This is a genomic window from Streptomyces rapamycinicus NRRL 5491, from assembly GCF_024298965.1.
GTDB lineage: Bacteria > Actinomycetota > Actinomycetes > Streptomycetales > Streptomycetaceae > Streptomyces > Streptomyces rapamycinicus.
This window is the reverse complement of record NZ_CP085193.1, coordinates 2,123,583-2,136,128: the sequence shown is the minus strand read 5'-3', so window position 1 is coordinate 2,136,128 and position 12,546 is coordinate 2,123,583. Positions and strand designations below refer to the sequence as shown.

Sequence of the window (12,546 nt, the reverse complement as noted above, 5' to 3'; positions counted from 1 at the left end):
CCGGTGTCAGCGGGTGTACACCTCGGCGCGGTCCACGCTCACGAACGAGGCGCCCGACTGGGCGTTGTGCTCGCCGGTCACCCGGATGCGCAGGGTGTGCCGGCCGGAGGCGAGCCGGGGGCTGAGGTACTGCAAGGTTTCGCCGGTGCGGATCGCGCCGTAGAAGTCCACGCGTTGCTCGGGGCCGCCGTCGACGCTGAGGGCGGCGATGCCGTTGCCGGTGTCGCGGACCGACAGCAGGGCGATCCGGGTGCCGGTGAAGGAGAAGGTGGCGGTGTTGCCCGCCCGGTCGCTCCAGTGGTCGTCGCTCCAGAAGCACTGGGTGGCGCAGCCGGTCCCGGAGTTCCAGGTGCCCGTGTACGACACGCTTCCGTCGCCGCTGGACCGGCCGTCGTCATTGATCCAGTACGTGCCCGCCCCCGGGTCGCCGGACGGCAGGTCCTGGGTGGCGCCCATGGCGAGCGGGCGGCCCAGGTTCGGGCTGCCGTCGGCGTTCCAGGTGATCTTCTGGGCGCGGGTGGTGCGGTTGCTGTAGGTGTTCACGGACGTGCTCTTGGCGTGGTAGACGATCCAGTCCTCCTTGCCGTCGGGCGAGCGGAAGAACGCGTGGTGGCCGGGGCCGTAGACGCCGTGGTCGTCGGCGCGGGAGAACACCGCACCGGAGTGCTGGGTCCAGTCGCCGGGCACGAGCGGATCGGCGGTGGACGGCAGGGACATCATCCAGACCTGGTAGTCCGGCTTGCCGGTGTCGCAGGTGGAGTACGTCATCCAGGTGCGGCCGTTGCGGTAGAGGAACTCGGGGCCCTCGCGCACCTCCGGGCAGCCGCCCGCCCCGTTGATGGCGACCGCGTTGCCCGAGACGGTGTACGGGTTGGACATCGGGGCGATGTTGAGGCCGTTGTGCTGGTACTGGTTGATACCGGAGTAGGCGAGGTACAGACGCCCGTTGTGCTCGAGGATGCCGGGGTCGATGGCGAAGTCGGCGGTGTGGTTGGGCGGCGTCAGACGGGACTTGAAGTGGTAGGGACCGGCCGGGTCGTCGCGGTCGGACTCCAGCACATAGAGCCTGTGGTGGTCGTCGACCCCGTCATCGGCGGTGTAGTAGAGGTACCAGCGGTTGCCGAAGCGGTAGAACTCCGGCGCCCAGATGTGCTGGTTGCGGGAGCCGTCGGTGTCCGTCCACACGGTGATGGGGTCGGCGTCGAGCAGGGTGCCCAGGGAGGTGGAGCGCCACATCCGGATGCTGTCGCCCTGCGTGGTGGTGAGGTAGTAGGTGCCGTTCCAGGTGGTCAGATACGGGTCGGGGCCGGTGTTGAGGGGGTTGCGGAAGGTGCCCGCGGCGGCGGTGTGCGGGGCCGCGGCGGCGGTCTGTGAGGCCGCGGCTGCGGTGTGCGGGGCCGCCGTGGCGGCGGGCGGGCCGGAGATCAGGCCCCACAGGATGGCGAGCAGGGCGGTGAGCGGTGCCGCGTGGCGGCGGGCGGTGCGAGGCCTCATGGGCGCTTCCTTGCGTCGATGCGGGTACGGCGCTCGTGGGGGTTGGTCTGCGGGGAGGTGTCACAGGCCGTCCGCGGCCGTCAGCGCGCCCAGGGCACTGGCCTGGGTGCGCCAGTCCACCTGGTTGGGGGTGGTGCCCGCCCAGCGCTGGCTGGCGAGGATGCCCCGGCGGTTCACGCCAGGGAGGAATCGCCTCTCGTTGTCGCGATGCGGAGCGTCGCGACATCGGCTTTGTGGGGCGCGCAGCGCCCACGCGGCTGCCCGGTGGAGCCGGGGAATGCGAACAATCGTCCTGTGGGTCACTGGTTGTGGTGGTCGCCGGGTGAAGGGTGCTCGTGTGTGCGGTGGTCGTACTACGGTCCGATGTCATGAAGCTGGTGGTCCAGGTGAAACTGCTGCCGACGCCCGGACAGGCGTCGGCGCTGGAGGCGACCCTGCGGGCCTGCAACCGGGCCGCCACCCATGCCTCCGCTGTCGCCTTTGCCGAGGGCCTGAAGGACCGCAACGGTCTGCAGAAGGAGGTGTACGCGGGCCTGAAAGCGGACTTCGGGCTGTCGGCTCAGCCGGCGGTGCGGGTGGTGAAGAAGGTCGTGGACGCCTATGCGACACTGAAGGCCAATCTGCGGGCCGGGAATCTGGGCCCGTCCACATCGAAGCGGTACCGCACGGCGGTCGGCACCCCGGTCGTCTTCCGGCCCGGGGCGGCCCAGCCGTTCGACGACCGCTGCCTGTCCTGGCAGTACGACGCGCGCACTGTCTCCATCTGGACGGTGGACGGGCGGATGAAGGGTGTCCGCTTCGCCTGTTCCCCCGACCAGCTCAAGACGCTGGTGATCTACCGCAGGGGCGAGAGCGATCTCGTCCGGCGCGGCGGCACGTGGTATCTGATCGCCACCTGTGACATTCCGGATCCCGAGGTGTACGAGCCGGTCGACTGGATCGGGGTGGACCGGGGCATCGTGAACCTCGCCACCACGTCCGACGGCACCAGCCACCAGGGCCGCCGTCTGGGCCGCTACCGGCGCTGGCAGGCCCGCAAACGCGCCGACCTCCAGAAGAAGAACACCCGTTCGGCGACCCGCCGTCTGGTCCGCCGGGCGAAGAAAGAGAAGCGCCATGCCACCCACGTGAACCACCAGATCAGCAAGGAGATCGTGTCCGTCGCGCAACGCACCGGTCGAGGAATCGCCGTCGAGGAACTCGGCGGGATCCGGGATCGGGTACGGCTACGCCGTGACCAGCGGGGCACCCTCTCCTCCTGGCCTTTCCACCAGCTGGGGCAGCACCTCGCCTACAAAGCGAAGAAGGCCGGGGTGCCGTTCCTCGAGGTGGATGCGGCCTACACCTCGCAGCGCTGTCCGCGCTGCGGGCACACCGAGCGGGCCAACCGGCCCGACCGGAACCACTTCTGCTGTCGTCGGTGCGGGCTTGCTGGCCCGGCCGACGTCGTCGCCGGGGTGAACGTGCGCGACCGCGCGCGCTCGGCGTGGGTGTTCGTCACCGCACCCGCACCCTCTCCCTGACCGGGGGGACGAGTGGATGCGACCCGTGACCGTCCTGTCGTAGGGGGCAGTCGGGAGCGCGACGAGGTGTGAACGACCGAGTGCACACGCTCGGCCGTTCACGGCCGAGAAGGTGACATTCGGTACGGGGAAGGTCTCGCGCTGCGCCTTCGAGGGGTCGAGGGTGTCGCACGCCAGCGCGCAGACCGGGGTGGCGGCACGGGACGGCGTGGGGAGGGCGACCAGACCGGCCAGGGCGATGGCCAGGGTCAGGAGTCCGTGGAGGACACGGTGGAGCCGCGCTGACATGACGTACCCGCCTTTCCGTGGGGGGCCGTGCGCTGACGCGTGGGGGAGAAGAGACGGGAGGCCGCCCGCGCGGGGGCGGCCGCCGGAGGGCGCGAGCCCGTCGATCAGGGCCCGCGGCGGTCGTGCTACGGGGCCCAGGGCGACTCGATCGCCCAGGTGGTGTCCTCGGTGAAGCCGGCCGGGTTGTCCCACGCGTGGGTGGAGCCCGACTGGGCCAGCCACAGCTCGGCGTTGAAGTGCCGCAGATACTGCCCGGGGAAGTTGGCGGCCGACATCCGGATGCCACCGCTGCCCTGGGTCGGACACCAGGTGGCGTCCTCCTTGTACACGGTGGAGCCGTCGCCCGCCTCGCGCCGGACGCGGAAGTCGCGGTGGCGCAGATACTCACCGGGGTAGTTGCGGGACTCGAAGGAGTAGCAGAGCTTGTTCGCGAGACCCTGCCTGACCGTCCAGGTGGCGTCCCGCTTCAGCAGATCGGCGCTGGCGGAGTTCACCACCTCGGTGAAGCCCAGCCCGTCGTAGTGGCGGATGTAGCGGTCGGTGTAGCCGGGGGTGGTGACCCGGATGGACACGTTCTGCCCGACGGGCAGTTTCACCGTGGCGCCGGCCGACCGGGAGGCCGCGATGAGGGCCTGGTTGGCGGCCCGTACCCGGGCCTGGTCGACCTTGACCACCTGGCGGTCGTAGGACATCAGCCCGTTGGCCTCGTTCTCCACGTCCGTGATCTGGGTGTAGACGGAGGCCGACAGACCGCCCGCGGGCATGCCGCTCTGCCGGATTCCGTCGAGCAGGCCGACGAACCGGTTGTTGAGCGCGGAGATGCTCGGCTGGTCCTCGTAGCTGAATCCGCCGCCCGGATACCACTCATGGCCGGGCACCCGGTAGCCGAGGCCGCCGTACTCCCCGAGCACCGAGGCGCGCACCGGCTCCGCCGGGGTGTTGCCGGGCCCGACGTAGTTGTGGTTGTCGATGACGTCGCCGTTGCCGCCGTCCTTGGCGGCGCAGCAGTTGACGCCGCTCATGTTGTCGACCAGCCGCGAGGGGTCGTACGCCTTGACCATGTCGGCGATGCGGGCCTGGTCGTACTGGCCCCAGCCCTCGTTCTGGTCCACCCACTGGATGAGCGCGGGTGAGCTGCGGTGCTGGTCGATGATGGCGCGGTACTCGCTCTCCCACTGGGCGCGGGCCGCGGTGTCCGGGGTCTTGCCGCTGTCCATCGAGGGCATGTCCTGCCACACCAGCAGCCCGAGCCGGTCCGCCCAGTAGAACCAGCGCTGCGGCTCGACCTTGATGTGCTTGCGGACCATGTTGAAGCCCAGGTCCTTGTGTTTCTGCAGGTCGTACTTGAGGGCCTCGTCGGTGGGCGCGGTGTAGATGCCGTCCGGCCAGTAGCCCTGGTCCAGGGTGCCGGTCTGGAAGACGAACTCGCCGTTGAGCACCGGCCGCCGGACCCCGCCCACGTCCTTCACCGCGATCGACCGCATACCGGTGTAGCCACCGACCTTGTCGCCTCCGGCGGCGCCGGTGAGCTCGGCCGTGACGTCGTACAGGAACGGGTCCTCCGGCGTCCACAGGCGGGCGTTCGGCACCGGTACGGAGAGCTCGCCGCCCACGGTGCCGGTGGCGCTGCCGACCGTCGTACCGCCGCTGGAGACGGTGACCTTGACGCCCGCGCCGTCGGCTCCTCCGGCGCCGCGCACCGTGACCCGCAGGGTGTTGTCCGCCAGGCGCGGGACCATGTCCAGGCGGGTGATGTGCGCGGGGGCGGTGGGCTCCAGCCACACGGTCTGCCAGATCCCCGACGAGGCGGTGTAGACGATGCTCTTGCCGGGGTGCGGGGTGACGTCCTGGACGCGCTGCTTGCCGATGGCCTGACCGCCGGTCTCCGTGGGGTCGTACACGGAGATGACGACGGTGTTGGTGCCGCCGTTCAGCAGGGGCGTGATGTCGTACGAGAAGGCGTCGTAGCCGCCGCGGTGGGCGGCGCCGGCCTGCTTGCCGTTGACCCAGACCGTGGTCTCCCAGTCGGACGCGCCGAAGTTGAGCTGGACACGGCGGCCGTTCCAGCCGGAGGGGACCGTGAAGGTGCGCTTGTACCAGAGCTTGTCATTCTGGGTGATCTTGCGCTGGACGCCGGAGAGCGCCGACTCGGGCACGAACGGCACCCTGATCTGCTCACCGAACGTGGCCGGCTGCCCGGCGTCGCGGGAGGTGACCGCGAAGTCCCAAATCCCGTTGAGCGGGGACCAGTCGGGCCGGGTGAGCTGGGGACGCGGATACTCCGGCAGGGGGTTGTCGACCGGGACCTGGTTCGTCCACGGGGTCGTCATCGGGGCGGGTTTGGGATCCCAGGCCTGGGCGGCGTGGGAGGGACCGGCGCCGGAGACGAGCAGACCGGTGGCGGCCAGCGCGGGGACCACGACGGCGGCCACCCGCCGCCGCCAGGTCCGTCTTGGGCGGAGGAGGGACGGGAAGCGAAGGAACAAGTGTCTCAGCACGCTGCTGCTCCATGGTCCGGTTGGCGCCGCCGCCCGGAGGACGGCGGAACTCTTCCACAGGGAACACTTGCTGCACGCATTACCAGAGCACTCACTCCAGTGTTTGTCCATACCTTGGGACAACGTTGTCGGCCGGGCAGGGTCTCGTGCGGAGCAGCAGCGTGCGGGAGGGTCCTAGACGGCCTGGGACGGCCCCGAGGCGTCCCCGGGTGACCAGCGGGGCCGGATCCCCGCGATATGACAGGTCATGAAGTACAGCGGAATCGGCGGCGTGTACGGCGAGTCGTCCTGGGGGTGATGGATCAGGCGGGGGAGCCGGGAACGCCCGGAGTACTCGCCGCTCAGGTCGGTCATCCGCGCCCCGACCGCGTAGCTGGTGAACGGCGGCCAGGCGACATCGATGTTCGACCCCGACGGCACGATCCACCACCACCGCTGGTCGTCGGCGAAGACACAGCCGATGCGGGGCAGGCACTTCATGACCCGCCTGCCGATGTCCGTGGGCATCCCGACCGCGTCGTATCCCAGTCTGGCGGGAAGTCCGTCGGGGAGCCGCAGGCGTCCGCGGTGGCCTCTCCACAGGCTCGCCGCGCCGAGCGATGGGGCCTCGGGCATCTCACGTGCCTCAGGTGCCTCGGGGGCAACAAACTGTCGGTCCATGAGTCAGTGACACTCTTCCGTACGCGACGGCAGCTCGGCCCATACGATCCGCCCCGGCCCGTGCGGGGCGTCCCTGACGCCCCAGGCGCTGCTCACCGCGCCGACCAGCAGAAGCCCTCGTCCGCAGTGCTCATCGGGGTCGGGGGTGCGTGGCGCGGGGAGGGTGCGGGCCCGGACCTGATCCTCGACCTCGAGGTGCAGCAGTCCCGCGCCGACGCTCAGCCTGCACTCCAGGTGATCGCTGACCGTATGCGTGATCACGTTGGTGACCAGCTCGGAGACCACGAGGAGCGCGTCGTCGCACACTTGGGCGCTCACGCCCCAGGCGCGCAGCCGCTCGAACACGGCCGCGCGGATCGTGCTCACCGAGGAGGCGGTGGCCGGAAGCCGTAAAGCACATCCCGGGTGGGTGTCCTGCTCCCGGGACGTCCGAAGGGGAGTCAGGGGAAGGGCGAGGGGAGCCACGAGCGGCCGCCTTTCGTCTGCCTGCGCATCATGACCGTGCCGTTCCCGCACTGCGCAGTGCCTACGGACGTACCCACGCAAGCGTTCCCACCGTGATCGGACGGTGTGACTACTGTGACAGGTGCAACGAACGACTTGCAAGCGGTAAGTTGAAAATTGCAAGTTGCCATCGGGGGGATGCCGTTCGCGCGGCCGGCGACCGTGACAGACTGCAGCCGTAGCCCGGTATGGGGAGGTAGAGCGTTGGCGGCGGAAACCGCATGGGGCGATGCCCCCTCTGTCCTCCGCATGATCCTCGGCAGGCAGCTGGAGGAGCTGCGGACGCGCGCCGGACTGAGCTACGACCAGGCGGGCGTGGCGATCGGGGTCAGCCACTCCACCATTCGCAGGATGGAAGCCGCCAAGGTGGCCCGGCTCAGGCTCGCGGACGTGGAGAAGCTGCTCCAGACGTACGGCATCACCGACCGGCATGAGCTCGACACCTTCCTGAAGTCGGTCCGCGAGGCCAACAAGCGCGGCTGGTGGCACACCTACCGCGATGTGATGCCGGACTGGTTCGCCGCGTATCTGAATCTGGAACAGGCGGCGCTTCAGATCCGCGCCTACGAGGCGCAGTTCGTGCACGGGCTGCTGCAGACCGAGGACTACGCGCGTGCGCTGCTCAGCGCAGGGAACCCGCACGCTCCGTCGGAGGCCACCGAGCGCAGGGTCGCCCTGCGCATGCAGCGCCAGGAACTGCTGTCCCGGGAATCCCCTCCCCGGCTGTGGGTCGTGATGGACGAGACGGTGCTGAGGTGGCCGGTCGGGGGCCCGGCCGTGATGCGCGCCCAGATCGACCATCTGATCGAGGTCAGCGCCCTTCCCCAGGTGACCGTGCAGATCATGCCGTTCGGGAGCGGCCCGCATCCGGCCATGCGGGCCGGTGCTTTTCACGTCTTCCGGTTCAGGGCTCCGGAGTTGCCCGACATCGTCTACCTCAGCGGCCTGGTTGGCGCGGTGTATCTGGACAAGGAGGACGACGTGGTGGTGTATCGCGAGGTCCTGGACCGGATGGGCGCCCAGTCGGTGCCCGCCAGGAAAACCGAGGCCGTCCTCGGCGCAATTCGCAAGGAGCTCTGAAGTGCACCACCACATACGCAGCGGCATGCCCTCCCACGTCCTCGGCACCCTGGGCTGGTCCAAGCCGTGGAGCGACGACGCCGGCGGCGCCTGCGTCGAGGCCAAGAAGCTGTACGACGGACGGGTGGCGCTGCGTCAGTCGACCGACCCCGACGGCCCCGCACTGGTTTTCACCACGAACGAGATGACCCGGTTCCTGGCGGGTGTGAAGGACGGCGACGCCGACTTCCTCTGCTAGCGCCACGGCACCGCATCCTTCCCGGTCGCGCGGGCCCGTCCCGGCCCGCGCGACCGGGGGCACATCAACAGCGAACTGACGATCCACTGGGAGGGGACGCCTTGAGCGACAACGGATGGTCGGCCGACCGCATCGACACCGAGAGCGCGCATTCGGCACGTATCTACGACTACATCCTCGGCGGCAAGGACTACTACCCGGCCGACAAGGAAGCGGGCATCGCCATGTCCCGCGAGTGGCCCGCCCTGCCGATCCACATGCGGGCCAACCGCGACTTCATGAACCGGGCCGTGCGCTACCTGGCCGAGGAGGCGGGCATCCGGCAGTTCCTCGACATCGGCACCGGCATCCCCACCTCGCCCAACCTCCATGAGATCGCCCAGGCGGTGGCCCCGGACTCCCGGGTCGTCTACGTGGACAACGACCCCATCGTCCTCACGCTCTCCCAGGGCCTGCTCGCCAGCACCCCCGAGGGCAGGACCGCGTATGTCGAAGCGGACATGTGCGACCCCGCCACCATCCTGGAGGCCGCCGAGCTCCGCGAGACCCTCGACCTGACCCGGCCGGTCGCCCTGACGGTGATCGCCATCGTGCACTTCGTCCTGGACAAGGACGACGCCTACGGAATCGTCGACCGCCTCCTGGAGCCGCTGCCCTCCGGCAGTTACCTGGCGATGTCCATCGGCACCGCCGACTTCGCACCGGACGAGGTGGCCCGGGTCGCCCGTGAGTACGCGGCCCGCGACATGCCCATGCGGCTGCGCACCGAGGCCGAGGCGGAGCGGTTCTTCGACGGCCTCGAACTGGTCGAGCCCGGCCTCACCCAGGTCCACAAGTGGCGCCCGGACGCCACCGTCACCGAGGACATCAAGGACGAGGACATCGCGATGTACGGAGCGGTGGCCCGCAAGCCCTGACCTCGTTGGCCGGCGGGCCCGGCACCGTGTCCGGGCCCACCGGCCGACTTCCCCTCGGGCCAAGCGGGAGGGGGACGGTTCCCTCGGCTCAGCGCGAGGGATGCCGTCCCCTCGGCTCAGCGGGAGGGATGCCGTTCGCGATCGGCCGCTCGCCGTGGCTGACCGGCCGGGAGGACCGTGCGCTGTTCGGGGCTCCAGGTCTCGCGGGTGGACAGCACCCCGACGAGTCCCACCAGCGCGATGCACACATAGAGTCCGGCCGGGCCCGCCCAGCCGAAGGACTCCGCGAGCAGTACGGCGAGGAACGGCGCGAAACCGGCCACCGACGCCGCCGTCTGATAGCCCAGCGAAGCTCCGGACGTACGGGTAGCGGTGTTGAACAGCTCGGCGAACCAGGCGGCTTGGGTGCCCGTCAGTGCCGCGTGGATCACCCCGATGCCGATCAGGAAGATCAGCACGATGAGCACCGGGGCGCCCGTGTTGGCCATCAGATACATCGGGAAGCCGAAGACCGCGGCCAGCACACACGCCACCAGGTACACCGTGCGGCGGCCCACGCGGTCCGTGAGCGCGCCGGAGAGCACGGTGGTGGCGGTGGCGAGCAGGCTGGCGGTGACCACACCGGCGAGCGCCACGCCACGGTCGCCGTCGTCGCGGTCGGTGATGTAGGAGAGGAGGTAGGTGGCCGTCAGGTAGTAGGCGCAGGACTCCACCACGCGCAGGGCGATGATGCGCAGGATATTGCGCCAGTCCTCGCGCACCACGCTGAGCAGCGGGTTGCGCACGGTGGTGCCCTTCGCCCGGGCCGCCTCGAACTCCGGGGACTCGGTGAGCTTCATCCGGATGACCACTCCGGCCACGATCAGCAGGGCGCTGGCCAGGAAGGGCAGCCGCCAGGCCCAGTCGGAGTCGAGGGTGGAGGAGAGCAGGAAGGCGATGTTGGCGAGCGCGATGCCCAGGGGGTTACCGGCCTGCGGTATCGCCGAGTACAGGCCGCGGCGGGTGCGGGGCGCGTGTTCGTACGTCATCATCACGGCGCTGCCCCACTCGGCGCCGAACGCCAGCCCCTGGACGCAGCGGATGACCACCAGCAGTACCGGCGCGGCCACTCCGACCTGCTGATAGGTGGGCAGCATGCCGATCAGGACGGTGGCGATGCCCATCGTCAGCAGGGCGCCGACCAGGACCGGTTTACGCCCATGGCGGTCTCCGAGGTAGCCGCCGACGGCCCCGCCGATCGGGCGCATCAGGAAGCCGACGCCGAGGGTGACGAAGGCCAGCAGGGTGCCGACCACGGGATCGGAGTTGGGGAAGAACGCGTCGCCGAAGTACAGGGCGGACGCGGTGCCGTAGGCGATGAAGTCGTAGTTCTCGACGCAGGTGCCGACGGCGGACGCGAGGGCGGTCCTGACGCGTCCTCGTGCGGGAGGCGGGGGCGGGGACGACGAGGGTGAGGTAGGAGCGGTCATACCGGTGCCCTTCGAGCGGAGGTGTGCCGGGGACGAGGTGCCGGGGAAGTGGTGTGTGGGGAGGAGGTGTGCCAGGGAAGGGGTGTTCCGGGGAGGTCAGACGCGGTCGGCGGACATCAGAGGTGTTCGGCGAGCTCGCGGGCCGAACGCAGCTCCAGCTCGCGGAGCTTGGCCACGCGGCGTACGGTGTCGGCGTCGTCGTCGAACGTCGCGCCCAGGAACGCCTCCAGGACCTCCGTGGCCATGGCGGGTCCGATGAGCCACGCGCCCATGGCGAGCGCGTTGGCGTCGTCGTGCTCGACGGCCTGGTGGGCGGAGTACACGTCATGTCCGAGACCGCATCGAATGCCCGCGATCTTGTTGGCGGCCATCAGCGCCCCCGCGCCCGTCCCGCACACCAGCACGGCGCGGTCGGCTTCCCCGGTGCGTACGGCGTCGCAGGTGGCGAAGGTGATGTCGGGGAAGTCGACGGGGGTGTCGGTGTCGGGACCGAAGTCGACCACCTCGTGTCCCAGGCGTCGCAACACCTGGCGGACGTGTTCCTTGAGGGTCAGCCCCGCGTGGTCGTTGCCGAGTGCGATGCGCATGGTCAGCCTTTCGTCTGTGCGTCGGGCAGGGTAGGGCGCTCCGCGAACGCCACGCCGAGGCGGCGGGACCGCCGGGTGCGCGGGTCCGCGGAGTGTGCGGGTTGTGGTTTGCGGGTTATGGACCGCGGGTTATGGACGGGTCGGGGTCGGGGCGTCAGGTGGACGGATGACCGGCAGTGATGTGCGGTCGCGCCGCCGATGACCGGCGGGGGATCAGCCGCATCGGCAGAACGACCGACTCGGCCGTGCCGCCTTCGATGACATCGAGCAGGAGTCGCATCGCGGTCGCTCCCAAGGCGCGGGCATCGTGGGCCACCACCGTGAGCGGGGGGTCGAGTTCGCCGAACCACTCGATGTCGTCGAAGGCGACCAGGGCCAGATCCTCGCCGATCCGCAAGCCCCGTTGGCGCACCTCGGTCAGGGCGCCGACCGCCATCAGGCTGTCGGCGGCGAGCAGCGCGGTCGGCGGCCGGTGGTGCGCGAGGAGTTTCGCGGCCGCCGTGCCACCGCTCGCCCGGCGGAAGTCCCCCGCCGTGATCAACGCGGGGTCGCCGTCCAGGCGGTGGCGGGCGATCGCCGCCAGGAACGCGCTGAGCCGCGCCCGCCCGGTGGACACGGACGGCGGTCCGCCGATGTATCCGATGCGGGTGTGGCCCTGTTCGGCGAGGTGGGCGACGGCGAGCTCGACCCCCTGTGCGTTGTCCGCGGTCACGCTCGGCACATCGAACCCGTCGACGGTGCGGTCCACGAAGACCAGTGGCACCCGCGCCTGTTCCAGAGCGCGCAGATTGCCGCAGCCCTCACCCTGGGGGGCGATGATGATGCCGTCGACCCGCTGGGTGAGGAACACATCCAGGTAGGTGTCCTGTTGTGCGGTGTCCTCGTTGGCGTTGGCCAGCAGCGTGACACACGACGAGGCGAGCGCGGTCTGTTCGGCGCCGTGGGCGATGTCCGCGAAGAACGGGTTGCGTACGTCGGAGACGAGCAGCCCCACCGCATGGCTGCGGGCCGAACGCAGCGCCTGGGCCCGGGCGTTCACCCGGTAGCCGAGCTCGGTGGCCGCCGCCCGCACCCGTTCCCGGGCCGCGGGCGAGGTGGCCGCGTGGCCGGAGAGCACCCGCGACGCGGTCCCCACGGAGACACCCGCGCGGGCTGCGACGTCCTTGAGGGTAACGGTGGCGTCCACATGCGGCCTTTCACTGGGGCGTGCTCGTGCGGGTACGGCGAAGTCGCCGCCCTGGTGGTGAGGTTGGGGGAATGACGGCAGGGACGGCGGGCTTCGGAATCG

The 12,546-nt window shown here is 70.1% G+C and carries 11 protein-coding genes; 4 read left to right on the top strand and 7 right to left on the bottom strand.

What is annotated here, in order from left to right; genetic code table 11:
• Nucleotides 1-6 precede the first annotated feature (6 nt).
• The gene (locus LIV37_RS08870) at nt 7-1,494 is read right to left on the bottom strand and encodes a glycoside hydrolase family 43 protein (protein WP_020866769.1); all 1,488 of its coding nucleotides are present in this window, start codon (nt 1,492-1,494) and stop codon (nt 7-9) included.
• Between the two features lie 368 nt (nt 1,495-1,862).
• On the opposite strand from LIV37_RS08870, the gene LIV37_RS08865 reads away from it, so the two are divergent.
• Nucleotides 1,863-3,017, top strand: a complete 1,155-nt coding sequence (locus LIV37_RS08865) for an RNA-guided endonuclease InsQ/TnpB family protein (protein WP_020866767.1) — start codon at nt 1,863-1,865, stop codon at nt 3,015-3,017.
• A gap of 413 nt (nt 3,018-3,430) precedes the next feature.
• On the opposite strand, the gene LIV37_RS08860 is transcribed toward LIV37_RS08865, so the two are convergent.
• The 3 genes from LIV37_RS08860 to LIV37_RS08850 form a co-directional block, all read right to left on the bottom strand.
• Nucleotides 3,431-5,737 carry a glycoside hydrolase family 2 gene (locus LIV37_RS08860; RefSeq protein WP_020866766.1) on the bottom strand — a complete coding sequence of 769 codons (2,307 nt, stop codon included), beginning with the start codon at nt 5,735-5,737 and terminating at the stop codon, nt 3,431-3,433.
• A 240-nt stretch (nt 5,738-5,977) separates the two neighbouring features.
• Complete coding sequence (locus LIV37_RS08855; RefSeq protein WP_020866765.1) at nt 5,978-6,418, bottom strand: hypothetical protein; 441 nt, start codon at nt 6,416-6,418, stop codon at nt 5,978-5,980.
• 48 nt (nt 6,419-6,466) lie between these two features.
• Complete coding sequence (locus LIV37_RS08850; protein ID WP_373920769.1) at nt 6,467-6,907, bottom strand: ATP-binding protein; 441 nt, start codon at nt 6,905-6,907, stop codon at nt 6,467-6,469.
• 264 nt (nt 6,908-7,171) lie between these two features.
• Here LIV37_RS08850 and LIV37_RS08845 point away from each other — a divergent pair, with 264 nt between their 5' ends.
• From LIV37_RS08845 to LIV37_RS08835, 3 genes are all read left to right on the top strand, one after another.
• A complete protein-coding gene (locus LIV37_RS08845; protein WP_121825677.1) occupies nt 7,172-8,047 on the top strand; it encodes a helix-turn-helix domain-containing protein in 876 nt (291 codons plus the stop codon).
• A gap of 25 nt (nt 8,048-8,072) precedes the next feature.
• Entirely contained in the window at nt 8,073-8,285 is a 213-nt protein-coding gene (locus LIV37_RS08840; RefSeq protein ID WP_121826152.1) for a DUF397 domain-containing protein, read from the top strand.
• 101 nt (nt 8,286-8,386) lie between these two features.
• On the top strand, nt 8,387-9,202 hold the full coding sequence (locus LIV37_RS08835) for an SAM-dependent methyltransferase (RefSeq protein ID WP_020866761.1): 816 nt from the start codon (nt 8,387-8,389) through the stop codon (nt 9,200-9,202).
• A 116-nt stretch (nt 9,203-9,318) separates the two neighbouring features.
• Here the strand turns inward: LIV37_RS08835 and LIV37_RS08830 are convergent, their stop codons facing one another.
• The 3 genes from LIV37_RS08830 to LIV37_RS08820 all read right to left on the bottom strand — a co-directional run bounded on the left by LIV37_RS08830 (nt 9,319) and on the right by LIV37_RS08820 (nt 12,444).
• On the bottom strand, nt 9,319-10,671 hold the full coding sequence (locus LIV37_RS08830) for an MFS transporter (RefSeq protein ID WP_020866760.1): 1,353 nt from the start codon (nt 10,669-10,671) through the stop codon (nt 9,319-9,321).
• Nucleotides 10,672-10,787: 116 nt separating this feature from the next.
• Nucleotides 10,788-11,258: an RpiB/LacA/LacB family sugar-phosphate isomerase gene (locus LIV37_RS08825; RefSeq protein WP_020866759.1), complete on the bottom strand. Its 471-nt coding sequence runs from the start codon at nt 11,256-11,258 to the stop codon at nt 10,788-10,790.
• A 154-nt stretch (nt 11,259-11,412) separates the two neighbouring features.
• Nucleotides 11,413-12,444, bottom strand: a complete 1,032-nt coding sequence (locus tag LIV37_RS08820; RefSeq protein WP_020866758.1) for a LacI family DNA-binding transcriptional regulator — start codon at nt 12,442-12,444, stop codon at nt 11,413-11,415.
• Nucleotides 12,445-12,546 lie beyond the last annotated feature (102 nt).

What these genes read in the sequence shown, in the direction of transcription:
- LIV37_RS08825 (WP_020866759.1), bottom strand. Translation starts at nt 11,258, where the DNA reads ATGCGCATCGCACTCGGCAACGACCACGCGGGGCTGACCCTCAAGGAA.
- LIV37_RS08870 (WP_020866769.1), bottom strand. Translation starts at nt 1,494, where the DNA reads ATGAGGCCTCGCACCGCCCGCCGCCACGCGGCACCGCTCACCGCCCTG.
- LIV37_RS08830 (WP_020866760.1), bottom strand. Translation starts at nt 10,671, where the DNA reads ATGACCGCTCCTACCTCACCCTCGTCGTCCCCGCCCCCGCCTCCCGCA.
- LIV37_RS08855 (WP_020866765.1), bottom strand. Translation starts at nt 6,418, where the DNA reads ATGCCCGAGGCCCCATCGCTCGGCGCGGCGAGCCTGTGGAGAGGCCAC.
- LIV37_RS08865 (WP_020866767.1), top strand. Translation starts at nt 1,863, where the DNA reads ATGAAGCTGGTGGTCCAGGTGAAACTGCTGCCGACGCCCGGACAGGCG.
- LIV37_RS08840 (WP_121826152.1), top strand. Translation starts at nt 8,073, where the DNA reads ATGCCCTCCCACGTCCTCGGCACCCTGGGCTGGTCCAAGCCGTGGAGC.